Consider the following 24,248-nt stretch of genomic DNA (forward strand, 5'->3'; position numbering starts at 1 on the left):
CATGGTAACCGCCACCCGGCCCGGTGTCTTTGCCCTGGTCTTTGCGGCCTTCATGCTCCTGCTGGCCTACAGCCTCTACCGGCGGTTCCTGCCCCTTCAGGATTCACGTCCGGCCGATGTTTTCAACCGCTGGTGGGATCGCGTTAAGGACTTCTTCACCTACGTAATTTTTCAGAAGCGGATGATGAGGGACCCGTACGCGGGCCTCTATCACATCCTGATCTTCTGGGGATTTCTGGTCCTTGGGCTTCGATCCCTGGGACTGGTCCTGGAAGGACTTGGAGTTTCCCTTCCCTTCCTGACCCATCCGGCTTACCAGATGATGAAGGATGGATGGGAAGTCCTCGTCCTTGCCGGAATTGCGCTCGCGGTACTCCGCAGGCTCTTTTTCAAGCCGGAGCGCCTCAAGAACAGCCTGGATGCCTGGATCACCCTGAGTTTCATCGCCATGCTCATGGTGACCGACCTGGCCGCGGACGGAGCGCTTATTGTCCTTGGATCACCCTCATGGGCGGCTTATGCACCCTTTTCAGCCATGGTGTCCTCCTGGATTCCTGTCGGATCGGCGGAGTCCTGGTTCGTATGGTCCTGGTGGCTCCACATCCTCACCCTCTTTTCCTTTGCCAACATGCTTCCCTACAGCAAGCATTTCCACGTCTACACCTCCTTCTTTAACGTCTTCTTCCACCGGCTTGAGCCCGGCGGAAAGATGGAGACGATGGATCTGGAAACGGTGGAAGATGACACGGTTTTTGGCGTGAAGAGCTACCGTGAACTGTCCTGGAAGCAGATTCTGGACCTTTACACCTGCACCGAATGCGGGCGATGCAGAGAACTCTGCCCCACCCGGCTTACCGATAAGCCCCTTTCCCCCATGGAATTCGGGAACGCGGTCCGCAACTACGTTTATGACCTGACCCCCGGCCTTGCTGCCAGGGAGACCGCGGGAGAGGTTCCTCCAGAACCGGCCCTCATCGGGGAGACAATTTCGGAAGACACGATCTGGGCCTGCACGACGTGCCGGTGGTGTGAATATGCCTGTCCGCTCTTTATCTCCTTTACGGACAAGCTGACGGCCATGCGCAGAAACCTCGTCCTGGAAGAATCCAACTTCCCCTCCGAGATGCAAACCGCCTTCAAGGGGATGGAGGTGAACGGCAACCCCTGGAACATGCCCGCCGACCGAAGGACGGATTGGTGCGAAGACCTCGATGTCCCCCTGATTGGGGATAACCCGAACCCGGACGTTCTCTTCTGGGTCGGCTGTGCCGGGGCCTATGACGACCATGGACAGAAGGTCTCCCGCGCCCTGGTCAAAATCATGAAAGCCGCGGGCGTCTCCTTTGCCATTCTGGGGGGTGAAGAGACCTGTACGGGAGATTCGGCCCGCCGCATGGGGAATGAATATCTTTTCCAGATGCTGGCCCAGCAGAATGTGGAAACGCTGAACGGGTACGGTGTGAAAAAGATCGTCACCAACTGTCCCCATTGCCTCAATACGCTGGCCCATGAATATCCCGACTTCGGGGGACATTACGAAGTGGTTCACGCTTCCCAGTTTGTGGCAGAAATGGTCTCCCGCGGACGTCTCCATTTCACGAAATCGATTGAAAAAGAACTGACCTTCCACGATCCCTGCTATCTGGGACGGACCAACGGAATCCTGAATGAACCCCGCTACCTTCTGGAGCATATTCCCGGCATTACGCTGAAGGAAATGGACCACTCAAGGGAACGGGGCGTCTGTTGCGGGGCCGGGGGAGGGCGCATGTGGATGGAAGAGAATCTCGGAACCAGGATTAACCACCTGCGCCTGAAGGATGTGGAAGCGTGCGGCGTGAAGGATCTGGCCGTGGCCTGCCCCTTCTGTTATTCGATGCTGTCGGATGCCGCCAAGGAGAATGAAAAGGAACTATCCACCCTCGATGTGGTGGAACTGGCTGCGGAAGCTCTTCCGTAAGGGTAGAGTCGGGGAGCGGATCGCCGCCCGATATCTTGCGGAGCAGGGATATGAAATTCTCCAGCGAAACGTCCGTTTCCCCATGGGGGAGATCGACATCGTCGGCCGGGACGGGAAAGATCTTTGCATCGTGGAGGTCAAACGCCGGATTTCTCCCCGGAAGGGAAGTCCCGAGGAGGCGGTAACGCAGAAAAAGCTGGATCGTCTCCGCAGGCTGGCGCAGGCCTACGTCAAACGTGAGCGGCTGGGAGATGTTCCCGTTCGGATCGATGTTGTAGCGGTGGATGACAGGGGAGAGAGCCGGCAGATTCGTCTCCACAGAAATGTAGGTTGAGGTGAACCCGATGCATCGGGTGAGAGGTGAGTGACAGGAGAAAGGCCATGGAGAATCTGGTACACCGTTTTTTTGAGCTCTACATGCAGAATCCGGGCTTCTTTGACAAGGTTGCCGAATCCCTCGTCGTTATTCTTTTCCTCTGGTTTCTGCGCCGTCTGGTCCTCTTCCTCGCCTTCAAGAGAGTGGAAGAGCTCCGTTCCCGGTATAGCTGGAAAAAATCTACTCTTTACAGCGCCTTCTTTGTCGGTCTCTTTGCCATCAGCCAGATCTGGCTCTCCGGTCTGGCCCACCTGAGTACCTTCCTCGGCCTTCTTTCCGCCGGTATTGCCATCGCCCTGAAAGACCCCATCACCAATATCGCAGGCTGGGTCTTCCTTATCTGGAGAAAGCCCTTCACGGTCGGAGACCGGATCCAGATCGGAGAACACACAGGGGATGTGATCGACATCCGGATCTTTCAATTTTCGATCCTGGAAATCGGGAAATGGGTTCGCGCAGAACAGAGTACCGGCCGCATCATTCACGTTCCCAACAGCCAGGTTTTCTTTACACCCCTTGCCAACTACACGATGGACTTTCCCTTCATCTGGACGGAGCTGTCCATTCTGGTCACCTTCGAGAGTAACTGGAAGGCGGCAAAGGCCCTGATTCAGGACCTCTGCCGCGATCTTGCTGGAGACCATGCCCGGGAAGCGGAGCGCTACCTGAAGGAGGCGACCAAGAAGTGGTTCATCGTTTTCAATCGCCTCGATCCGATCGTGTACACCTCCGTTGAAGATTCCGGGGTTGCCCTGACGGCCCGCTTCCTCTGTCCTCCCCGCCAGAGGCGGTCGACCGAGGAGAGGCTCTGGGAGGCAATCCTGGAGAAATTTTCCGAGCGGGACGACATGGACTTTGCCTACCCGACGATTCGCTATTACGATCAGGGTACCGAGGGAAAAAGGGTACCTGAGTAACGCAATTTCATACTATTTGTCTTTAAATTGCACAATGGATGGGATAACCGTGGGTTGACATCACTAACCCCGTGTGCAACCATGGGGTCGGGAATGGGAGAAAGAACAAACCATTAGGGGGCTTTCCATGAAAAACCTGTTGATTGGATTGCTTGTGCTGCTACAGGCCTGTCTTTTCTTTGGCGGTACAGCGGAAGAAGAACTCATGTCCAGCCTTACCTGTGACACACCCTCAATCCTGACAGGACCGGTTCAGGTCGGACCTTACTTTTCCGCTTCCTCTTATAATGAAATCGGTATCGTATGGGATGGTGTCGCCTATGGTGCCGTATGGGTGGCCGGCGATCATATCCATTTTGCCAGAATTGCAGCCGATGGGACCTTTTTAGCAGGCCCCAGACAAATCACTCCAGCTTTAACAAAAAATTATGAACCTGATCTTATTTGGGCGGATAATATGTACGCCCTTGCATGGACGAATCAAAATGGCTCAAATTCGGAAGTTTTCTTTGTGTTGTTGGACAGGGATGCAAATCAAATCATTGAGCCGGTTCAAGTTACAAGTGCGGCTGGTTATCAGAGCGGTCCAGCAGTCTGTTGGACTGGATCAGAGTTTGGTCTGACCTGGAAGGATCCCCGAAATGCAGGAACATCAGGTGACGATATCTATTTTGCGCGAATTGATGGGGACGGGGAATATATTGCCGGAAGTGAAACGGCAGTTTCTGAACAGGTAAACTCACAAACCGAACCCAGAATCGAATTCGTCTATGACCATTATTTTATCTTCTGGGAAGATGATCGAAATGGTAACTACGATATTTTTGGTCGAAGATTATCGAATGCCGGATCCCTGGTTGGTGCGGAGATTAACCTGGTGGTTGCCAGCGGAGATTCTATCGACCTTTCATTGGCATGGAACGGTGTATACCTGGGCATTGCCTGGACAGATAATCGAGATGGAAATGAAAATATCTACTTTACATTGGTGGACTCTAATGGAACGGAAATAGGAAACGACCGACAAATTACGAATGATTCCGCCACCCAGAGAGTCCCTTCTCTTGCCTGGTCGGGCAGAGAATTTGGTATGGTGTTTATGGATAATCGTAATCCATCGAACCTTACGGATGTGTACTTTGTTCGATTATCAACAGATGGAACGATGATCGATTCCGAATTACTCTTAATTGAATCAACAGAGGCTGAATTTACTTCATCCAGTTCGCTTGCTGTGGGAAATGCCGGGTACGGTATTGGAATCTTGACTCTGCTCTCCATGAATTATAAATTTTACAGCATCGGGTGTGATGACGACGTCACCGATCCCTACTGTCCGGCCCAGCCTGCGGAATGCAGCCGGATGTCTTCCACGGTGACCCTCTGCTGGGGACCCGGCAAGGATCGGGAAACCGAAATTGCCTATTACAGGATTTATAAAAACGGCCTGGAGTATGACATTTCGGCCGATCGGTGGTGGACCGATTCTTCCTTCGATCCTGCCGACGGGACCCATTACTACATCGAAACGGTCAATGCCCTGGGATGGACTTCACCCGGATGCGATATGGTGGACACGACCGATGAAGTTCAGCCCACCTGTCCCGGGAATCTTCTTGCCGCCGAAGTGGGGGAGGACCATGTGATCCTGACCTGGCTGCCGGCGTTCGATGCACTTTCCGGCATCAGCCATTACTCCGTGTACCGGGATAATGGGCTTGAGGGACTCGTCAATTCCCCGACGGCAACCTTTGAGGACGTGCACGTCTATGCGGAGACAACCTACAATTATGCTGTCACCGCGACTGATTTTGCAGGGAATGAGCAGACGGCGTGCAGTTCGATCTGGGTCTCCACATCGCCGATTACGCTCACGATCGCAAAGAATCCGGACGGAATCCATGCCAACCTGGACTGGAACGATGTGGGGCTTCCGGAGTATCGTGTCTTTCGGTCCACGACCCCCCAGGGAACCTCCGAGCTGAAACGTGTGGAAGATTCGATGACGACTGATCCCGTATTACAGGACGGAGTTCAGTCCTGGTTCTATTTTATTCAGCAGAAAGGTCTGTAAAGGTTTTACTGGTAAGGAATTTTTCTGAATCCAGTGGCATTTGATGGAATCGAATCCATGATCTCCCTGTTCTCATTCGATTACGCAGAGGAGATTAACGATGATTCACCATGTTCCGGCCGAGCAGCGTCACTTCAATGATTTCGAATGGCTGAAGACCTACTGGCTCTTCTCCTTTTCTGACTACCGCGATCCCGACAACAACCGGTTTGGCCCCCTCCGGGTCTTTAATGACGACATTGTGGAGCCCGGGACCGGCTTTCCCACGCACCCCCACCGCGAGATGGAAATTGTGACGGTAGTCCTGGAAGGGGAAGTCACCCATGAAGACAGCATGGGAAGCCGTACCGTAATCGGCCCGGGAGAGGTCCAGCGGATGTCGGCGGGAACAGGAGTAACCCACTCGGAGTACAACCGGGGTAAAACCCCGGTCCATCTTTGCCAGGTCTGGTTTCTCCCCGATCGTCCCGGCCTCACGCCCTCCTATGAGCAGAAACAGTTTGCGGAGGCACAGTGGAAGGGAAGTCTGCTCCCCCTCGCTTCGGGGAGGGGTGCATCGGGAGCCGTATCGATTCACGCAGACGCGACACTCTACCGCTGTGCACTGGAAAAGGGCGGAAGGCTTCCATATTTTACGGGACAGGGACGGGGCGTCTTTCTTTACCTGCTTTCAGGAAAGCTTACGCTCAAGGGTCAGGCTCTGGAGGCGGGAGATCAGGTTCGCACCGAGGGGGAAGACACCCTCACCTTCGAGGCTGAATCCTTGTCCGACTTGATCCTGATTGATGTAAAACTTTAGCCCGCGTTTCTCACACTCCCCTACTATTTTCAGGTCAGGGCTTCTTGTACCAGGTTCCGTCCGGTTTCTGGAGCCAGTGCCCCGAAGGAGCCTTTTCGGCAATCTGAATGGCCCGCCGCTGACCGACGACCTCTGCCGTGACCCCTGTTTTCTGAGCGATCGAGGCATAAACCTTGAGACGGTCTTCATTCTCTGCCTTGACCATCTCTGCCTTTTCGGAGGACTGAACCCTGTATTCCAGGAGACCTTTGTTGTTTTCTCCAAGTATCCCGCTGTCTTTCAGGTCATTCAATACGGGGAGGCGCTGAAGCATGCGATCCTTGATGGCCTCATCGTCTGCGAAGGCGAAAAGTGCTGACAGAGCTATCATGAATAGAATAAGCCACGAATAGCGTTTCATGGGATCCTCCTGGGTTCCGGATTCAGGATGCGCCGCCCGAATCACTCTGGGTGTCGGGAGCGGCAGCATCGAGATCACCGAAGAAATCCTCCAGTTCCTTGTCAATCTTGATCCGGATTTCCACGGTGATGTGCATGGGTTGAATGGTCATCTCGTGCTTGACGCGAATACAGCCCGGGGCCGCAAGCGTGAGGGTGAAGAGAAGAAGGAAGAGACTGCGTTTCATGGTGCCTCCTTTTTGCGACTTCCTATTATCCCAGATTCAGAGAACAGCTGCCAGCCTGTGTGTATCCTATCGCGAAGAGGACTGACGGTCCATCAATCCCTTTTCCCGAAGAAGTTCATTGACGTCGATGTCCACGAAATTCAGATCCAGGGAGAGGCCCTGAAGCTCCACGGCCCGTTCACCGGAAGGATCCCGTACCAGCTCCTTTGACTTCGGGTCCAGCTTCAGGGGGAGCTTCTGGTTGGGTTTTCCGTCCAGCTCCACCTTCATAGTGAGACGATCCCCCAGGGAGTTCAGGGTGATTCGAGCCCAGTCATATCCAAAGTCCTTGATGGCCTCTTCCGCCAGCACGACATCGCCCACCAGCTGTCCCCCCTCCGGAATGCGGATTATGCCCCGCTGTCCGGGGACCGAATAGAGGTACGCATCCTCAATGGACAGGCCCCGTTTTGTCAAAGTTACCGGAATCATTCCGCTTACCGTACCCTCTCCCGTGGCCAGCAATTTTCCCATGGCAAGGTTGATGAGCCCTGTAAGCTCCACACGGTCCAGGAAGGCCAGGATCCGTTTTTCGGACAGATCCGGAGCCAACCGGAAGGCATCGGTGCGGATCGAGCCGCCGCAGAAGCGAAGATAGGCCTTTTCTACGAAGATCGAATCCTGACCTGAAAGAGCATACATAATCTTTCCATCCGTTGCCGTGACAGATCCCCGGGTCAGGCTGGAAAAGGTGAGTTTCTGAGAGGGAAGGGTGGTGAAAGAAAGAAAGTCGGAGAATTCAATCACCGTATTGACACCGGAGAGGGTCATTTTTACGTCCGCCTGATCCACTCTGAAATCGGTGAGTGTCAGTGTGGCCCGGCTCTGAATGGCTCCAGTATTCCGGCTCATCAGAGTTCCGGAGAGGCTAATCGTTCCCTGACCGTTCATCCCTTTGGCCATGGGAGTCAGGGCTCCCAGAGGAGTCGGAACGGAGAGATTGGTTTCCGGGATTTCAAATCGGGCGTTGATGTTGGGTCGAAGATCTGACAGATCCGCGAGGCCCTCTCCGCGAAGATGGAGCTTCTTTACAGGAAGACGCGCTTCTGCGGTAAAAGCCAGTGAGGTACCTTCGATGGAAGCGGTACCTGCCACATCTTCCATGCTGATTCCCTCAAGACTGACAGAGTCGGCATGAAGGCTGCCCCCGGTGTCCAGGGAATGCGAGGAAACCGGAAGGTCGAAGGAGATTCCTCTGGCCTGCAGGTTTCCGGAACTCGAATTCAACTGACCGTTGTCCAGCAGAATCCTGCCGAGGTATGAAGATGGAAAAACCGCTTTGCCCTTTCCTTCCGCCGTTACGATCAGGCTGTCTGCGGTAAAGTGGTCTTCCCCGCTGAGTATATCCAGATCCCGTGAGACGAAGTTCATGGTCGACACGGCAGGGTTTGCAGAATGTTTAAGATTCAACGTCAAAACCATTTCCCGGTTTCGGGCTTCCACCCTTCGGTTCCCTATGGTAACAACGGCTCCCGGTGCTGTGAGGACAGCTTCCACATCCGGGCTGTCTGGTACGGATCCACGGGCTTTCCCCTTCAGATTGAGGTGGGAAATATCACCCTGGAATGATCGATCCCCCATCTCCAGATTGTAGAGATCCGCATTGAATTGAGCGTTGAGAGTGTTGCTCTCACCGGCCCCTTTCATGGTGACCTGAACCCTTTTTGCCCTGAAATATCGGCTCCCATTGGTCAGCTGAAGCGGCTGATCCAGATCAAAGTTCCAATCCCATTGCAGGTGGTCCGGTCCCATGGTTCCCTTCATTGACAGGTTCGTCGAGATCGGCGGGAGGATGTGAAGATCGGACAGCTCCAGTGGACCCTTATCGATGTTGACTTTACAATCCAGGGTGAATTCTGTTCTATCTTCATGGAAACGAACCTCTGCCCGGGGTGCCAGTACGCGAGCGGAAAGAGGTGAGTGAATGTGAACGGACGATAGCGATAGAGCCAGGGTGCCGTTCAGGTTCCCCCTTGCCGTGAAGGAAATGGGTGCCTGGATTACAAATCCCGGAACCTGCAGATTCTGAATCTTCCCGTCCGCGAGAATTGACGAGGGTATCAGCCTCTTTTCCAGGTTCCCCGAAAGGGCCATCGTAGTCTGCAGGAATCGATCACCCTGTTGAATCCAGAGATCGGGGATGGATCCCTGGAAGGATCCGCCGGTCAAGAGCCAGGTCTCCATTCTCAGATTGGCGGAGAAATCCAGCCTGCCTCGGATCTCCAGGTCTATGTCCGGATTCAATACCGGGGAAACGCTTTCCAGGGGTATATGTGTCCCCTGTACGTTCAGCTCACCAGAACCCGTTGAGGGATCGATCGTTCCTGAAAGGGCCGCCCGGCTGTCTGGAAGGTGAAGGCTTCCATGAATTGCCAGCGTGTTGGTTTCCGGATATTCCAGGAACAGATCGAAGGGAAGAGAAAAATGGGTATCTTCAACCTGGAGGTGAAGGGTTCCCGACTGAACCGAAATCATCGGGATGCGGTGAAAGAGGTCGGCCAGGTTTCCGAATCCTGTCGAACCGGTCCGCTTGATGAGCGGGAGTCCGGGAATGTATACGGCTTCGTCCTGTACCTGTGCCGTCATCACAGGGCCGATGATCGTGATGTTTTTCAGTGTTCCCGTAAGAATCCCCTTTGGAGAATAGCCGATCGATACAACGGGGAGGTGAAGTTCACCGGAAGGCCCGATTTTCACATTACGAAGGAGCATCTGCCAGGGCGTGAGCTGGACAATGGAGAGGCTGTGGATCTCAATCCCTGATTCCTGTGCCTTCCTTCGAATCTGATCCTCCAGGAATGAAAAGAGGAACATGCGGACTGCAAGATAGGCACAGACGCCCAGCAGGAACGCCCAGAACATCCATCTCGGGCGAATTCGTCTTTTTCTCTTCGGTTGTTCCGGTTCCACGGAAATCATGACTCCCCTAGACTAGGCTTCCCGCGGGTGAAAGTCAATCACTCCGGAGATAAAGTCCGGGTTTTGCTATTCGGTCACAGGCCTCGTGCTGTCCAGCTTTCTCAGCATTCCGTAGGTCGTACGATCAATGATCAGATTCTCCACGATGGGGGTAACGTTTTTATCCTCTTTCCCTTCACTGTCATAGGTAAGCTGAACCGCGTTCACGGTCAGCAGATACATCTGCATACAGACCGCGCACATGCTCAGATCTACCGTGAGGTAGGTCGTATCTGCATCCGTTGCGAGCTCAAGGTTTCCCAGGGAGTCAAAATTTCCATTCTCAAACTGCACGACCAATCCCCCCAGATCGGAAACCATTTGATAGGGTCCGAGTACCCTGGAGACGGTTAGCCATTTTTTGCACTTTTCACAGAAAACCTTGCCATTGATGACGGTCATGCTCATCAGCGCGGCTATTCCGACAATCATGCCTCCTTCGATCAGCCAGATCAGGTAAAGGGCAACGCCTCTTGGGGTCCAGCCGAAGATTGACCATGCCCCTTCCGAGGCGATAATCTTCAACACGCTGAAGAGATGGGCGGGAGATGCGATCGATACCTCTCCGCTGGAGAGGATGGATACAGTCTGGGACCATTGCACATATTCACCCAGCAGACCAAAGAGCAGGCCGAGGATCATGTAGGTTTTTGCGCTTCGTGACAGCCCGATTTTTCCTCCGTATCCGACGCTTAAGCCGATTGCAGCTCCATAAAGAATTGTGATAAAGAAATTCAGGTAGATGAACGGAAGGTAGTAGATGATATAGGCGTAGATAATGCCAAGGATCGTAGAGGTCAACAGACCGAACAGGATCATGAGAATGAATCCCATGGGCTCGACCTTTCCGGACAGCTTATAGTAACGATGAGCAAGTTCCATAAATCTCTCCTCCAGCCCGGATTTTGAGAATTGCGCTCATTGTAACATGTAGAATCGCATCGACAGCCCTGCTATCGAACTATGAAAGCGTAACAATCTATGGAGAAATTCAGTTCAGCTTATTGCGGCTGGAAAATGTCTTCCGGCACCCAGCCCTTCTCGCCTGAATCGGTTTTGCATAGCGCCCATCCGCTCTCACGTTCCAATAGAATCAACCTGTCCCCCGGTGACACTTTCAACTCCGTGGAGTCATAATCACGGAGGAGGATCCCCGTATTTCCCCGAATTTTCATCCAGCGTTCCGGTACCCAGGCTTCCCGGCCGGAGAGGCCGGTACAACGGACCCATCCCGGCCAGATCGGGGATGCTTCACTCACCAATACTTCTTCACCTTCCCTGAAATGGAGGGGAGGTTCCTCCGGGCCCGGGTGAGCCCGGATTACCTCAGGGTTCACTCGTTTCGCTTTCCGCAGGCTCGTCCGATTCCGGAAGGTCAAGCTCGACAACCGGAAGAAGAACGTGGGAAGGATATTCACTGCTGTGATAGATCCTCTGCCTGGCCTTCACCATATCCGTGTCCATCTCGTTGTGGCCGCCCGTATTCAAATTGCGGGAAAAGGCCGGGAAGAGAGCGGAGGAGACTTCCACCCTGATCCGATGGCCCTTTTCAAAGGTAATTCCCGTCTGCCAGAGGTCAATGGTAAAGGGATAGATCTTCTTCTTTTCCAGAAATTCGGCTTTCCCTGTCGAGTTTCTGAACCGGGCACGGAGCGTTCCCCGGGCCAGTTCGAGAATCTCACCTTCCTCGTTCACGTCGATGATCGTCACAAACCAGTCCGTATCGACAGCTGTGGAAGAGGCATAGAGAACGGCGGACATGGGCCCCACTACCGTCAACGGTTTCTTCAGAGGCTCGGTCTGGTACACCAGGATGTCCTTCCGGGAATCGGTAACCTTATTGTGAAACGCCTTGGCCCGCGCCTTTCGCTCTTCTACATCCAAGGTGCCCTTCTTTTCCTCTTCGATATCTTCCTTGCTCTTGTAATAGAATTCGGGCCACGGTGTAGGATCTTTGGGGTTATAGGTATAGGAATCGTATTCCTTTCCCCGGATATCCTGGTTCAGTACCAGCCGACCGTCTCCCCTGGATGTATTGGCCCCGTTGCGGCTGGACAGATAAAGCTTTGTCATCGTGGTTTCTTCGAGGGGGTAAGTGTCGCCGGTGACCCACTGGTTGGAAAACATGGCGAACATCTGCACCTTCGGCTCCGTATCGATTCCGTTTTCCACACCCTTGAGCCAGCGGTCAAACCAGCGGATGTAGAGGGTTTGAAGATCCATCGCAGCAGAATCGCCGAATTCGTAATCACCGAGCCGGGAGGAAGATTGAGCCGTATGGCCCCAGGGCCCCAGGACCAGCTTGATGCAGGGACTCTTTGACTCTTTCAGTGCCAGATAGTTCAACTTGCTACCAATTCCGTCTCCATCAAACCATCCTGATTGAAGAAAGACCGGAATTTCCAGGTCCTTCAGCTTCTCCATAAAGTTGGCTTTCTCCCAGTAGCCATCATTCGTGTTGTGCTGAATCCACTTCCTCCAGTACGGATTGGCCTTTCCGAAGATATCCACATCCAGATCGACCACAGGAAGTTTTTTCAGGATCTCTTCGTATTTTCGATCGGAGATCCGGGAGATGATTTTTCCGGAGAGGTCGGCCGTTGCTTCAGTTTCCAGGATTTCGGCCCACCAGATGGATCCGAGAATAAAGAACGTACCATACTCATAGGGAATGTTATAAAAGGGATCGGGTGGTGCGACATTGGGGATGATCGTGGTGAGATGCTCCGGCTTCAGGGAAGCGGCCCAGAGCTGAACCCATCCGACGTAGGATCCTCCGATCATGCCCACCTTTCCTGTGGACCAGGGTTGGGCAGCCAGCCATTCGACAGCATCGTAGCCGTCTTCCGCCTCATGGATAAAGGGTTCCCAGATCCCTTCGGACCCGAATCGTCCCCTGCAGTCCTGAATGGCGGTTGCATAGCCACGTCGAGCCCAGAAGTCGCCGTCGAGCTCCTGCATGTCCTTCTTATAGGGGGTCCGGATCAGTATCACGGGCCATTGTGTGCCGTCACCCTCGGGTATGTACAGATCGGTTGCCAGCTTGATCCCGTCCCTCATGGGCACCATCACGGTTTCCCGCCGGAACGTGTAGTCCGCTTTGGACAAGACGGACTCCCCCGTCTCCGCTTCCTTTTTCAGCAGATCTTCGTACCCTTCCCGGACAAAGGCGGCATACTGGACGGGTACGTCCATCAGATAGATACGGCCATCCGGGTCGGTCCAGATGTCCACGCCGATACCGGCAATGGTCAGATGGTAGATTTCGAAGCTTATGTCTTCACCGGCGACCTTCCGGGTGACGTTGTCCTTCCGCTCCAGAGTGACATCCATGCACATGGATGGAACCAGAAATCGGGAAAAGGTCTGTTCTCCGCCCTTCTTCTTATCGTACGCCCGGATCATCAGGCTTTCAAAGGCAGGGCCGTAATTGTCATAGAGAATGTGTCCGGGCGTAAGATCCGCGCTTACCGACGTGTCCTTACTTAACACCTTGTACTCGGCTTTCATACCCTTCCGTGTCACGGTTACGCTGTCGGTCGGAGCCACAATCAGCATGTCTTTCCAGTAGCCTTTGTCATCGGGAGTCACTTCGAAATCAAAGGTAACCTCCTGACCGGCCATGGAAAGAACAAACCGGCGGTTATACTGACCGTTTTCAGCAAGCTTGTAGGTAATGGTTCCGATCCTGGCTTCGTTCTTAAAGAGTGCGAACGTTCCTTCATCCGCGAAGCCGGAAATCGGGGCGGGCAGAGCATTGGTGTCCGCCGCATACAGCCCTGCCACAAAGAGAAAAGCAGTGATAGACAGGATCCATCGTCTCATAACGTCCCCCTCATGAAAGATCGAGTTATATCTACCATACGCCTGTCGAGGGCATCTATTCAACTCCGGAGAATCGATCTTGCCCGAATTTCCGATTCAGGGTAGAGTGGACCCATGAAGATCAACGGGCTCCAGTTCTGGCTTTTCTTCTTTCTGCTGATGTTCCTTACGGCCTGTGCAACCCGTAAGCCCGCACCGGAAACAATACCGCCCGAACCGGCTCCCGCCCCCCTCAGCGTTGAACCCGTTGTGGAACCTGAATTCTTACGGGTCTTTGTTCCCCATGCCAATATCCGTTCGGGTCCGGGGACCGACACGGAACGGGTGGCTCAGGTGGAACGATGGGATCGATTGCAAATCCTCGAAAAAAGGAGTTCCTGGTTCAAAGTTCGGTTGGCAGATGGACAGGAGGGTTGGGTTTACAGTGATCTGGTGGTTCAGGATCGTCCCTGTCTTCCCGACCGTGAGAAGCCGGAACTGATCGAAGAACCCCCCGTTTCATTCCTGGATGGACAGCCAAAGGGAACCATTGTGATTCAGGCTTCGGTCAATACGGAAGGCGAGGTAACGGAAGTCTCCGTCCTGGAAAACACAACGGGGGATGACGCCCTTGGGGAGATTGCGCTCCAGGAAGCCCGCCAGATGAAATTTCTCCCGCCCGTAAGGGATTGTGAGCCTCAGCCCTTCACGTATACCTACCGAAGAACGTTCTGATTCCGGCCCGGGTGAACCCGGGACCCCCTTCCTTCGTATCACATGTCGTGAAATCCCCAGGAGGTATCCAATGAAAAAGTTTCTTGCCGTTCTCATGCTGGTAGCGGCGTTGCCGCTGTTCGGCCTGACCCTGCCCAAATTGTCCATCGAATCCTATACGCTGGACAATGGGCTTACAGTCTATCTCTACCAGGACCACTCCACGCCGATCGTTGGAATCAACGTCAACTACAAGGTGGGGTCCAAGAATGAGGCACCTGGAGGACATGGTTTTGCCCACCTCTTTGAGCACATGATGTTCCAGGGCTCGAAAAACTTTGACGATGACTACTTCAATGCGCTCCAGGACGTTGGGGGATATGTAAACGGAGCGACGAACCAGGACCGGACCCGGTACCTGGAAATCGTTCCCTCCAACTACCTGGAACGGGCCCTCTGGCTGGAAGCCGATCGGATGGGCTTTCTCCTCGATGCCATGACACAGGAGAAGCTGGACAACCAGATTTCTGTCGTTGTCAATGAAAAGAGACAGAATTACGACGATGCTCCGTATGGAAAATCCTATGGAGAAATGCTGTCCATTCTCTATCCTTCAGATCATCCCTATTCCTGGAGCACCATTGGCAGCCAGGAAGATCTTGAAGCTTCCACCATGGATGATGTAAAGGACTTTTTCCGGACCTACTACACACCCTCCAACGCGACGCTCTGCATCGCGGGAGACTTCGATCCGGCGGAAGCCAAACGCCTCGTGGAAAAGTATTTTGCTTCCCTTCCTCCGGGAACGCCTGTTGCGTACACGGCTTCCTGGGTACCCGGGTTTGACAGCCTCAAACGGCGCGTCATGAAGGACCGTGTCAACCTGGCCCGGATCACGATGGTATGGCCCACGGTCCCGCTCTATGCGGCCAATGACGCCGAGCTGGATCTGCTTGCACGCATCTTCGGTCAGGGCACGACCTCCCGGCTCTATCAGAGCGTCCTGAAGGAAAAGGGCCTCGTGTCCGACATCATGGCGTACCACAGTTCCGGACAGCTTGCGGGGTATTTTGCCGTTGTGGCCACGGCGCTTCCGGGTAAGGATCTCGCGGAGATTGAAAAGGCGGTTCTGGAAGAACTCCAGATTCTCCTGAAGGACGGAGTGACGGCTGAAGAACTTTCCCAGGCAAAGACCGTCTATGAAGCCTCCTTTGTGAGAGCCCTCGAGAACGTGGGCGGTTTTGGCGGAATCTCCGACCAGATCACGGCCTACGATCACTATCTGGGAAAACCCGACATGTTTCAGTGGGACCTGGATCGGTATACCGCCATCGATCTAAAGGGAATCATGGATGCTTCCCGTCCCTACCTGACGGCGCCCTACGGTGTGGTCGAAGTCCATCCCTACGGGAACCTGGTGGCTGCGGAAGACACCGTGGACCGTTCTATCAAGCCCGAAGGAACCAGGGCTCCCAAACTTCAAATTCCCACCCCCAATTCTTTCACGCTGAGCAACGGACTCAAGGTTCTTGCTCTCTCCCATACGGAGCTTCCCCTCGCTTCCGTACATCTGATCCTTCCCGTAGGTTCGGCTGCCGATCCGGGAGCAAAGCCCGGTGTCGCCAACCTGACCGGAGAGATGCTCATGGAAGGGACCAGGACAAAGACAGCCAAGGAGATTCAGGAAAAACTGGACGCAATCGGTACGAATCTTTCCATCGGCGTCGATCGTGATGCGACCATTGCCCGCATGTCTTCCCTCACGGACAACCTGCCTGAATCTCTTACGATTCTCTTCGATGTGATCGAGGATCCTGTCTTCCCTCAAAAGGAATTGGATATTCTCAAAAAGCAGCTCCAGTCCCAGTTCCTTCGTATGCAGGATTCGATGTATGCCATGGCCTCCGCCACTCTCTATCACAACCTGTACACCGGACACCCGTACGGCAACCTGACGATGGGAACCCCAGCAGTCCTGGAAACGCTGACGGTGGACGATCTCAAGGCCTTCCATGACGCCTACTATCAGCCCGGTATTGCGACCCTGGTCTATGTGGGCCCGCACTCACCCGAAGAGTTGAAATCTCTCCTGCAGCCCTTTGTGAAATCGTGGAAGGGGAAGGATGTCAAGCTTCCGAAGCTTGATCCGGCAAAAGCCCCTTCAGGAAAGAAGATCTATCTCGTTGACAAACCGGGCAGTGCTCAATCGATGGTCGTGGTTGCAGCCCCGGGAATTGACCGTACCGATAAAGACTATGTCACGGCCACGCTCGCAAACCATCTGCTTGGCGGATACTTCATGAGCCGGCTGAATATGAATCTCCGTGAAGATAAGGGTTACACCTATGGCGCACGGAGCCGGTTTGCCACCTATCGCGTTCCCGGTCCCTGGACGGCCGGAGCTCCGGTCCAGGGTGACGCCACCGTACCCGCCCTCAACGAGATTTTTAAGGAAATCCAGGGCTTTCAGGGAGCGATTCCCGTTACCCAGGAGGAGTACGATCGCAGTAAGAACAATATGATCCTCTCCCTGCCGTCCCAGCTGGAATCTTCTTCCGATCTTGCCTATCAGCTTGATGACATCGCGCTCTACAACCTCCCGCTCGACACGATCAACAGGGAATATGACACGCTGAAAAAGGTCTCGTTGAAGCAAATGCTGGATTATGCGAAATCCTTCCTGGGTTCCGCCAATTTCCAGATCGTGGTGGTCGGAGACAAGGAAAAGCTCATGGACAGTCTGAAAGCCATGAATTTTGGTGATATTGTCCTCTGCGACCGTCTGGGTAACCCGATCAACTGATCCTCGAAATTAGTCCCATCACACTGAAAACGCCCCCACGGTTTCGTGGGGGCGCATTTTTTTACATCAAGGATAATTCAGGTAACGAAACTTCTTTTTTTCATTAGCTCGTCAATCGTGGCTGCAGCCTCCTCCGCCGCAGCAGGAGCCGGGATCACAGTACGGTCGGTCCGTCTGGCAGGGCATGGGTCTGTCTTTCATTGAATTCGGCCCTGAAGACACGTTTGAAACTGAAAAGATCTTGGCCATGTCCTTCGATCCGCATGCGGAGCATACAAGAGAATCCGGATCCTGACCCATAGAAACCAGGTGTTCATCGATATGGTTGCAGGATCTGCACTTATATTCATAAACGGGCACGGCATACCTCCTGGAACGGTATTGTATCACCCGGGAAGTTCATGAGATCACGCGAATGGTGTGAAGGATGGATAAGATCTGTTCGATATCTTCCGGAGTGTTCGTACAATGGGGGGAAAACCGCAGGATACCGGATCGGGCCGCGGCCCAGATATTGTGCTTCTGCAGAGATTGAACCACGCCTTCCGCATCGGGGATCCGGTACGAAACGATACCGGAACGTTCCGATCGTTTCCCGGGGGAGATACACTCCATTCCCCGTGCCGCTGTGCCCTGGATTAACTGTTCGGTCAGGTTCATGATGCGCTCATGAATTGCTGCGATTCCAAGTTCGAGAAAGGTTTCCAGAACCTGACACGCGACAACCAGGCCGATAAAGTTCATGGTCCCATGTTCAAACCGCTCCGCCGAATCTGCCAGGTCGAGCTTGTAATCCAGGAAATTCCATGCATCCTTCACGGAGAGCCAGCCCGCGTACGCGGGCTGCATGGTTTTGAAAAGACGGGGGGACGTATAGAGAAAACCCGTACCCATGGGCCACATCAGCCACTTGTGTCCACCGGCGGAGAGGGCGTCAACTCCCCACGTGTCGACGTCCATCGGGGCTACACCAACACCCTGGATTCCGTCCACAACAAACCAGATTCCCTGCTCCTGGCACAGGGATCCGATCTCTGCCAGATCTGCACGAAACCCGTTGGAAAACTGAACATGGCTGATGGAGAACAGACGGGTTCGGGGTGTAATCCTTCGTGCGATTTCGTCCGGAAGGATACGACCGTTTACCGGTTCCACCCAGTCAAGAATCACGCCAAGATTTTCAAGGTTCATGAACGGATAGATGTTCGCCGGAAATTCAATTGGATTGAGAAGAATCCTGTCTCCTTCCTTCCATGGAATGCCGCGGGCAACAATATTCAGGCCCTCCCCGGTATTGGGAAGAAAGGCCACCATACCCGGATCGCGTGCACCGATAAGGCGGGCCATAAGGTTTCGAAAACGCGTTTTAAGCTCGACAAGCTCAGGATAGACATCGACAGGAATTCGGGACCGTCTGCTCCAGTAATCCAGAAGAGTTTCACGTACGGTGGTGGAGAAGGGCGCGACCGCTGCGTGGTTGACATACACGCCTTCGCTGTATGCGGGAAAGAGGGAGCGGAAAGAGAGAAATGGATCATTCATATGTACTCCGTCAGGTGCCTGTAACATTATACGCTGGTTCCACTTTCTCGCTGGATATCGATAGAGATAAGTTGACCCGGAGAAGCCATGCGGTTATGATTCCATGCGTACCTCCATGATCCATTCTTCGATTCCCGACCCTGCCGCGGTCAAACGATCCCGCAATCGTCTTCGTGCCCTGGGCATGACGGACCACCTTTCGCTTGTGATCGTTGCCGTTGTGATCGGTTCCCTGAGCGGAATCGGGGCCATCCTCCTCCGGCTGGCCATTGGAGGTTTCCAGGTTCTCTTCTTCAGCCGGGCTCACCCGGAAATGGAGTTCCTCCAGGCCATGCCATGGTTCATGAAGATGCTGATCCCGGCCACGGGCGGACTCGTGGTCGGTTTTATCATTCAGTACATTGCTTCGGAGGTGAAGGGGCACGGTGTCCCTGAAGTCATGGAGGCCCTGGCACGTAAGGGAGGAATCATCCGGGCCCGGATTGTTGCGGCCAAAATTGTGGGGTCGGCGATCTGTATCGGTTCGGGGGGGTCAACGGGACGTGAAGGCCCGATTGTCCAGACCGGAGCCGCGATTGGATCCACCATTGGTCAGATTTTGAAGATTTCCGGATCGAGGATGCGGACACTGGTTGGATGCGGTGCCGCAGCGGGAATTGCCGCGGCCTTTAATGCTCCGATCGCGGGGGCTCTCTTTGCCCTGGAGGTTGTTCTGGGAGATTTTGCCGTAGCACAATTTTCCCCGATCGTCATTTCGTCGGTGACAGCCACGATCATTTCACGGTACTACTTCGGAAACATGCCTGCCTTTGAAATCCCTTCATATGATCTCGTTTCGGCCTTTGAGATGATTCCCTATGCCCTCCTGGGAATTCTTGCGGGCCTGGCCGGTATCCTTTTTATTCGATTGCTCTACGGAGTTGAAAACCTCTTTGACCATTCCCGGATTCCTCCGGTTCTCAAACCGGCCATCGGAGGCCTTCTCCTGGGTGTGGTGGCCCTGTGGTTTCCCCATATCTATGGTGTGGGATACGAGACAATGGACCATGCGCTGGAAGGATATTTCGGCGGGTGGCTTCTGCTGGCCATCTTTTTTGCCAAGATCGTGGCCACCTCACTTACGCTGGGGTCGGGAGGATCAGGGGGGATCTTTGCGCCTTCCCTCTTCATGGGGTCGATGCTAGGGGGATTTCTGGGCACCTTCGTTCACCACCTCTTTCCTCACCTGACCGCCGGACATGGAGCCTATGCCCTTGTGGGTATGGGAGCCATGGTCGCGGCAACCATACATGCTCCGATAACATCCATCATCATCATCTTTGAGCTGACGAACGATTACTCCATTATCCTTCCTCTCATGGCATCCTGCATCCTGGCTACGCTGATATCCACGCGGCTTCATCCCCTGAGTATTTACACGATGAAGCTTGCCCGCAGGGGGATCGACCTGCAGGAAGGAAAGGATATCAATATCTTTCGAAACCTGAAAGTTGGGGAAACGATGGACGAAGCACCGGTAACTGTCAACCGAGGAGAACCCTTTGAAACGATTGCCCGTCATTTTCTCGCCGGAGGAATTCGTTCCCTTTTTGTAATCGATCGTGAGGATCGTCTGGTCGGGATCATTCCCTTTGACCACCTTCGCCAGAGCCTTCCCGAGTGGCAGGATCTTGAAGCCATCCTGGTTGCGGATGATGTCATGGTTGAACCTTCTGCAATGTTAACGAAAGAGGATACCCTGGACCGGGCGGTGCGATTTTTTGCCCGAACAGCGGAAGAAGAGCTTCCTGTTGTGGATGAAGACGGTGTTCTCGTGGGTGTTGTTTCCCGGAACCGCGCCATCAGCGCCTATCACCGGGAGCTTCTCAAGGAAGACCTTGCCCTCGATATGCGGGAAGGACTGACGGAAGCCATTCAGTCCAGTCAATACCGGCTGTCGGGGCACTTCGTTCTGGCTTCCTTTCCCGTTCCCCGTCCCTTTATTGGAAAGAGTCTGATTCAACTTCAGATCCGTTCACGGTTCAATGTGGAAGTGGTCCTGATTAAGGATGCCGAGGGAAACGAGATTCTGCCGGAAGCGTCCCACAGGTTTCATTCGGGGGAGACGATCTGTGTTGTCGGAGAAAAGAGCCTCGTGGAAGATGTGAAAAGGCTCTGATTTGTTCGTGCAGGTTTCATTGCGAGGGTTTCAGCCCTGTGTTAGGATGACGGGATTGCTAAATCAGGAGGCTAAGAATGAAGACCATGGTCAACAATTCCATCAAGGATGCCTTTGCCGGTGAATCCCAGGCTCACATGAAATATCTTCTCTTCTCCGAAATAGCCGGGAAGGAAGGATTCCCCAATGTGGCGCGTCTCTTTAAGGCGATTGCCTTTGCAGAACAGGTCCATGCCTTTAACCATGCACGGAAGCTGGGCATGGGCGGAACAACCGGAGATAATCTCCAGGCCGGTATCGATGGAGAGACCTTTGAAGTCGAAGAAATGTATCCGGCCTATGACGCCATGGCCAAATCCCTGGATGATAAGGAAGCCCTTCGTACGATCTTCTATGCTCTGGAAGCGGAAAAGGTTCACGCCGTCATGTATCAGGACGCCCGGGAGAGAGTCCTGGAAGGTAAGGATATCGATGGACAGGCTGTTCACGTCTGTTCGGTCTGCGGTTATACACACATTGGGGAACCCCCGGATTGTTGCCCCGTCTGTAAGGTCCCCAGGACACGCTTTCAGATTTTTGCATGATTGCAAAGGGTGTTCCGAAATAGCTCTCTTTCTTGAGGCTGGACTTTGGAAGCTTCCTTAAGCGTTCTTCTTGCTGTTGGTCTTTCCGCAGCCTGCGGATTTCGGGTATTTGTTCCCCTTCTGGTTGTCAGCCTTGCCATGAAAACGGGACACCTCACGCTGGCGCCGGGATTCGAATGGATTGGGTCCTGGCCTGCCCTTCTTGCCTTCGGGATCGCGACGCTTCTTGAGATTGCCGCCTATTTCATTCCCTGGCTGGACAACCTCCTGGATACAATTGCAACGCCGGCAGCCATTGTGGCTGGAATCGTTGTCGCGTCTTCCGTTATTCAGGATATGGATCCCTTCCTGAAGTGGACCCTTGCGGTCATTGCGGGAGGAGGCGCTGCGGGAATGGTTCAGGGATGGACAACCGTAACGCGGGCCGCATCAACTCTGACAACAGGCGGAGCGGGGAACCCCATTTTCTCGGCACTGGAAACCGGGGGAAGCATCCTTCTATCATTCCTTGCAATCCTGATTCCGGTTGCTGCCGGGATTGTCGTACTGGGCATCCTGATTATGACCGCCCGGATCTTCAGGAGACGGGCTCCATCCTCTATCGGGAGGTGACGTGTGGAATGGATAACGATTTTCCAGGTTGATGCTTTTACCGATGAACCCTTTCGAGGCAATCCGGCGGGAGTCTGTTTTCTGGAGACAGAACGGGGGGAGGACTGGATGCAGGCAGTCGCACGGGAAATGAACCTGTCGGAGACAGCCTTCCTGGTTCCTCAGGATGACGGCTACCGTCTTCGATGGTTCACTCCGGCAGCAGAAGTCGACCTCTGCGGCCACGCCACGCTGGCGAGCGCCCATGCCCTCAGGGAAACGGGACGCGCTTCCGAGGATGCCGAACTGCATTTCCATACCTTAAGCGGGCTTCTCACTGCCCGCCGGACGGGAAAGACCATCGAATTAAACTTTCCATCCGAACCTCCGTCGGCCTGCAGCCTTCCCGCCGGGATGGCGGAGGCACTGGGGGTCGATCCGATCTGGACCGGCGCCAACCGCATCGACTTCCTGGTTGAAATTAAGGACGCGGAAGAACTGAGCAGGATCCAGCCCGACTTCCGGGCATTAAAGGCTCTCACATCCCGGGGGGTCATGGTGACCTGTCGCTCCGATCGTGAAGGATTTGATTTTCTTTCGCGCTTCTTTGCTCCTGCCGTGGGAGTGGATGAGGATCCGGTAACCGGTTCCGCTCACTGCTGTCTCGGACCCTACTGGAAGGAGAAGACGGGCCGGAACATCTTTACGGCCTTCCAGGCCTCCTCCAGGGGAGGAACGGTTCGAGTCAGGGTTCTCGATGATCGTGTGATCCTCGGAGGAATGGCCGTAACGGTCTTGAAGGGGGAAGTCCTGTGTCCGAAGAAATGACCCTGTGTTCTCGATGCAGCCGTCCCCTGGGGACGACCTCCGACTGTCCCGAGTGCCTCTCCTTCCTTGCAGGGAAAGGTGCAGATTCCCTCAGCCGGCGGGAGGCAAGGGAGGCGGGACGGAAGGCGGAGCCGTGGAGCCGGGGTCGGGGAAAGAGTGCTCCGGCGGAACTGGTTCAGACGGTGAGGGACCTTGCGGGAATGGTGCGTTCCTATTTTGGGGGCCAGTACACCCGCGTTCCCTGGCCGGTTATCGCTTCCGCCGCCTTTGCCATTCTCTATGCGGTGAATCCCTTTGATCTTGTACCCGATATCATTCCAGGTCTTGGCTTCGTCGACGACACCGCGATTATCACGCTCGTACTCGCATCGATCCGTGGAGAGATCGAAGCCTATCGGGACTGGAAGGAAACCGGGGAGGGGGAACCTACCGAAGAGCGTTCTCGTATAGAATAGGTGAGAAAAGGAGCCTTGCCATGGAAGAGTTCAAATATCCGGACGAAAAGCGATCAGGATCCTCGATCCTGAAATGGTTGTTCTTCGGGTGCGGCGGATGCCTGATTCTGGTGGCTTTGCTGATTGTTTTCCTGATCGTTTCCGGTGCATGGGTCTTCAAGCGTGCTGTCATCACCGATTCCGCCAATGTCCTGGCCGTCGCGCACGACATCATGGATTTCACCCTCCCGGGAGACTCCCGGGGCGCCTTCGCCATGGATGTCGGATTTTCCATGGCCATCGTCCACGATGGCCATGATATCGAAGAGAGTCGTTCTCTGCTTGTTCTGGCTTCCTTCCCGATGTCCTGGTCGGGGAGTCAGGAGGAGTCCATCAAACGGAAGCTCGATACCGTGATCCACGAAGAGGAAACCTATACGGTGGAAAATCAGGAAACCCGGATGGATACCCTCTGCGGCCAGAAGGTTGAACTCCAGGTACAGAATGGAACCGTGGAGAGAAATGGAACCCGGGCCCCCATGACGCTCTACCAGACGATCTTTTCCCATGGCGACCAGACCCTGATGGTCATGGTCTTCGGGTTCGGGGAGGACCACGCTTCCGTCGCAGAATCGATCTACCGCTCCCTGGCCTGTGTGAACGAATCCTGATCCGTTTCTTAATAATGTACGCCGATTGATACTGACAAATAGGGGGTGATCTTTTATCAGGGTTTCATCTCTGCATTTGGATCGACCGATGGTACTGAGTGAAAAGTCTTATCATGAATTGAGGCGAAATCAGCTGTTACTAATTGTGCCACCCTGATTCGATTTTCTAACGCGATATTGTTGCGAATTGATCTCACAAATGAAATCAAAGCTCACTATACGTACGCAAAAAATTAAGGCAAGAAAGCCTTTGCACATTGGCGGAAAATTTGCATATAATAGTTGATTCTATAAACAGCCAACATAGTCTCATGATGGGGGGATTCTTAGCGCGCATTATTGGGTATCTCTTTTCTTTTCCTGACGCTTC

General features: G+C 54.1%; 21 protein-coding genes. 13 read left to right on the forward strand and 8 right to left on the reverse strand.

The window, feature by feature from the left end:
• Position 1 precedes the first annotated feature (1 nt).
• The 5 genes from PLD04_08165 to PLD04_08185 all read left to right on the forward strand — a co-directional run bounded on the left by PLD04_08165 (position 2) and on the right by PLD04_08185 (position 6,126).
• Positions 2 to 1,960 (forward strand): (Fe-S)-binding protein, encoded by a 1,959-nt coding sequence (locus PLD04_08165; protein HXK68308.1) that lies wholly within the window; start codon positions 2 to 4, stop codon positions 1,958 to 1,960.
• Positions 1,902 to 2,294, forward strand: a complete 393-nt coding sequence (locus tag PLD04_08170) for a YraN family protein (GenBank protein HXK68309.1) — start codon at positions 1,902 to 1,904, stop codon at positions 2,292 to 2,294. The genes PLD04_08165 and PLD04_08170 overlap by 59 nt, the downstream gene beginning before the upstream one ends.
• Positions 2,295 to 2,341: 47 nt before the next feature.
• Positions 2,342 to 3,253: a mechanosensitive ion channel gene (locus PLD04_08175; GenBank protein HXK68310.1), complete on the forward strand. Its 912-nt coding sequence runs from the start codon at positions 2,342 to 2,344 to the stop codon at positions 3,251 to 3,253.
• 127 nt (positions 3,254 to 3,380) lie between these two features.
• On the forward strand, positions 3,381 to 5,327 hold the full coding sequence (locus PLD04_08180) for a hypothetical protein (GenBank protein HXK68311.1): 1,947 nt from the start codon (positions 3,381 to 3,383) through the stop codon (positions 5,325 to 5,327).
• Positions 5,328 to 5,427: 100 nt separating this feature from the next.
• Positions 5,428 to 6,126, forward strand: coding sequence for a pirin family protein (locus tag PLD04_08185; GenBank protein HXK68312.1), 699 nt, complete (start codon positions 5,428 to 5,430; stop codon positions 6,124 to 6,126).
• Between the two features lie 34 nt (positions 6,127 to 6,160).
• Here the strand turns inward: PLD04_08185 and PLD04_08190 are convergent, their stop codons facing one another.
• The 6 genes from PLD04_08190 to PLD04_08215 all read right to left on the reverse strand — a co-directional run bounded on the left by PLD04_08190 (position 6,161) and on the right by PLD04_08215 (position 13,574).
• The gene (locus tag PLD04_08190; protein HXK68313.1) at positions 6,161 to 6,526 is read right to left on the reverse strand and encodes a YdbL family protein; all 366 of its coding nucleotides are present in this window, start codon (positions 6,524 to 6,526) and stop codon (positions 6,161 to 6,163) included.
• Positions 6,527 to 6,548: 22 nt separating this feature from the next.
• Positions 6,549 to 6,752 (reverse strand): hypothetical protein, encoded by a 204-nt coding sequence (locus PLD04_08195; protein ID HXK68314.1) that lies wholly within the window; start codon positions 6,750 to 6,752, stop codon positions 6,549 to 6,551.
• A gap of 66 nt (positions 6,753 to 6,818) precedes the next feature.
• Positions 6,819 to 9,710, reverse strand: coding sequence for a YdbH domain-containing protein (locus tag PLD04_08200; GenBank protein ID HXK68315.1), 2,892 nt, complete (start codon positions 9,708 to 9,710; stop codon positions 6,819 to 6,821).
• Between the two features lie 66 nt (positions 9,711 to 9,776).
• Positions 9,777 to 10,631 (reverse strand): hypothetical protein, encoded by an 855-nt coding sequence (locus tag PLD04_08205; protein ID HXK68316.1) that lies wholly within the window; start codon positions 10,629 to 10,631, stop codon positions 9,777 to 9,779.
• Positions 10,632 to 10,750: 119 nt separating this feature from the next.
• Positions 10,751 to 11,086 carry an SH3 domain-containing protein gene (locus PLD04_08210; GenBank protein ID HXK68317.1) on the reverse strand — a complete coding sequence of 112 codons (336 nt, stop codon included), beginning with the start codon at positions 11,084 to 11,086 and terminating at the stop codon, positions 10,751 to 10,753.
• Positions 11,076 to 13,574 (reverse strand): CocE/NonD family hydrolase, encoded by a 2,499-nt coding sequence (locus PLD04_08215; GenBank protein HXK68318.1) that lies wholly within the window; start codon positions 13,572 to 13,574, stop codon positions 11,076 to 11,078. The genes PLD04_08210 and PLD04_08215 overlap by 11 nt, the downstream gene beginning before the upstream one ends.
• Positions 13,575 to 13,688: 114 nt before the next feature.
• Between PLD04_08215 and PLD04_08220 the strand changes: the two genes are divergently transcribed.
• The gene (locus PLD04_08220) at positions 13,689 to 14,288 is read left to right on the forward strand and encodes a TonB family protein (GenBank protein ID HXK68319.1); all 600 of its coding nucleotides are present in this window, start codon (positions 13,689 to 13,691) and stop codon (positions 14,286 to 14,288) included.
• A gap of 70 nt (positions 14,289 to 14,358) precedes the next feature.
• The gene (locus PLD04_08225; GenBank protein HXK68320.1) at positions 14,359 to 17,070 is read left to right on the forward strand and encodes a pitrilysin family protein; all 2,712 of its coding nucleotides are present in this window, start codon (positions 14,359 to 14,361) and stop codon (positions 17,068 to 17,070) included.
• A gap of 111 nt (positions 17,071 to 17,181) precedes the next feature.
• Here PLD04_08225 and PLD04_08230 read toward each other — a convergent pair whose 3' ends face one another.
• Both PLD04_08230 and PLD04_08235 read right to left on the reverse strand, forming a co-directional pair.
• The gene (locus PLD04_08230; GenBank protein HXK68321.1) at positions 17,182 to 17,430 is read right to left on the reverse strand and encodes a zinc ribbon domain-containing protein; all 249 of its coding nucleotides are present in this window, start codon (positions 17,428 to 17,430) and stop codon (positions 17,182 to 17,184) included.
• Positions 17,431 to 17,469: 39 nt separating this feature from the next.
• Positions 17,470 to 18,612: an aminotransferase class V-fold PLP-dependent enzyme gene (locus PLD04_08235; GenBank protein HXK68322.1), complete on the reverse strand. Its 1,143-nt coding sequence runs from the start codon at positions 18,610 to 18,612 to the stop codon at positions 17,470 to 17,472.
• A 103-nt stretch (positions 18,613 to 18,715) separates the two neighbouring features.
• Here PLD04_08235 and PLD04_08240 point away from each other — a divergent pair, with 103 nt between their 5' ends.
• The 6 genes from PLD04_08240 (at position 18,716) to PLD04_08265 (ending at position 23,878) form a co-directional block, all read left to right on the forward strand.
• Entirely contained in the window at positions 18,716 to 20,770 is a 2,055-nt protein-coding gene (locus tag PLD04_08240) for a chloride channel protein (GenBank protein ID HXK68323.1), read from the forward strand.
• A gap of 77 nt (positions 20,771 to 20,847) precedes the next feature.
• The gene (locus PLD04_08245) at positions 20,848 to 21,354 is read left to right on the forward strand and encodes a rubrerythrin family protein (protein ID HXK68324.1); all 507 of its coding nucleotides are present in this window, start codon (positions 20,848 to 20,850) and stop codon (positions 21,352 to 21,354) included.
• A 45-nt stretch (positions 21,355 to 21,399) separates the two neighbouring features.
• Positions 21,400 to 21,966 carry a DUF4126 domain-containing protein gene (locus PLD04_08250; GenBank protein HXK68325.1) on the forward strand — a complete coding sequence of 189 codons (567 nt, stop codon included), beginning with the start codon at positions 21,400 to 21,402 and terminating at the stop codon, positions 21,964 to 21,966.
• Positions 21,967 to 21,969: 3 nt separating this feature from the next.
• Positions 21,970 to 22,773: a PhzF family phenazine biosynthesis protein gene (locus PLD04_08255; protein HXK68326.1), complete on the forward strand. Its 804-nt coding sequence runs from the start codon at positions 21,970 to 21,972 to the stop codon at positions 22,771 to 22,773.
• A complete protein-coding gene (locus PLD04_08260; GenBank protein HXK68327.1) occupies positions 22,758 to 23,228 on the forward strand; it encodes a YkvA family protein in 471 nt (156 codons plus the stop codon). Before PLD04_08255 ends, PLD04_08260 begins: the two co-directional genes overlap by 16 nt.
• 20 nt (positions 23,229 to 23,248) lie before the next feature.
• Positions 23,249 to 23,878, forward strand: coding sequence for a hypothetical protein (locus PLD04_08265; GenBank protein ID HXK68328.1), 630 nt, complete (start codon positions 23,249 to 23,251; stop codon positions 23,876 to 23,878).
• Positions 23,879 to 24,248: the final 370 nt, after the last annotated feature.

It is taken from the genome of Thermoanaerobaculia bacterium (genome assembly GCA_035593605.1).
In the GTDB taxonomy this organism is placed as follows: domain Bacteria; phylum Acidobacteriota; class Thermoanaerobaculia; order UBA2201; family DAOSWS01; genus DAOSWS01.

Coding starts and splice junctions, on each gene's coding strand:
- PLD04_08190 (HXK68313.1), bottom strand. CDS start 6,526: ATGAAACGCTATTCGTGGCTTATTCTATTCATGATAGCTCTGTCAGCA.
- PLD04_08175 (HXK68310.1), top strand. CDS start 2,342: ATGGAGAATCTGGTACACCGTTTTTTTGAGCTCTACATGCAGAATCCG.
- PLD04_08200 (HXK68315.1), bottom strand. CDS start 9,710: ATGATTTCCGTGGAACCGGAACAACCGAAGAGAAAAAGACGAATTCGC.
- PLD04_08225 (HXK68320.1), top strand. CDS start 14,359: ATGAAAAAGTTTCTTGCCGTTCTCATGCTGGTAGCGGCGTTGCCGCTG.
- PLD04_08240 (HXK68323.1), top strand. CDS start 18,716: ATGCGTACCTCCATGATCCATTCTTCGATTCCCGACCCTGCCGCGGTC.
- PLD04_08205 (HXK68316.1), bottom strand. CDS start 10,631: ATGGAACTTGCTCATCGTTACTATAAGCTGTCCGGAAAGGTCGAGCCC.
- PLD04_08245 (HXK68324.1), top strand. CDS start 20,848: ATGAAGACCATGGTCAACAATTCCATCAAGGATGCCTTTGCCGGTGAA.
- PLD04_08185 (HXK68312.1), top strand. CDS start 5,428: ATGATTCACCATGTTCCGGCCGAGCAGCGTCACTTCAATGATTTCGAA.
- PLD04_08180 (HXK68311.1), top strand. CDS start 3,381: ATGAAAAACCTGTTGATTGGATTGCTTGTGCTGCTACAGGCCTGTCTT.
- PLD04_08195 (HXK68314.1), bottom strand. CDS start 6,752: ATGAAACGCAGTCTCTTCCTTCTTCTCTTCACCCTCACGCTTGCGGCC.
- PLD04_08235 (HXK68322.1), bottom strand. CDS start 18,612: ATGAATGATCCATTTCTCTCTTTCCGCTCCCTCTTTCCCGCATACAGC.
- PLD04_08215 (HXK68318.1), bottom strand. CDS start 13,574: ATGAGACGATGGATCCTGTCTATCACTGCTTTTCTCTTTGTGGCAGGG.
- PLD04_08220 (HXK68319.1), top strand. CDS start 13,689: ATGAAGATCAACGGGCTCCAGTTCTGGCTTTTCTTCTTTCTGCTGATG.
- PLD04_08170 (HXK68309.1), top strand. CDS start 1,902: ATGAAAAGGAACTATCCACCCTCGATGTGGTGGAACTGGCTGCGGAAG.
- PLD04_08165 (HXK68308.1), top strand. CDS start 2: ATGGTAACCGCCACCCGGCCCGGTGTCTTTGCCCTGGTCTTTGCGGCC.
- PLD04_08265 (HXK68328.1), top strand. CDS start 23,249: ATGGAAGAGTTCAAATATCCGGACGAAAAGCGATCAGGATCCTCGATC.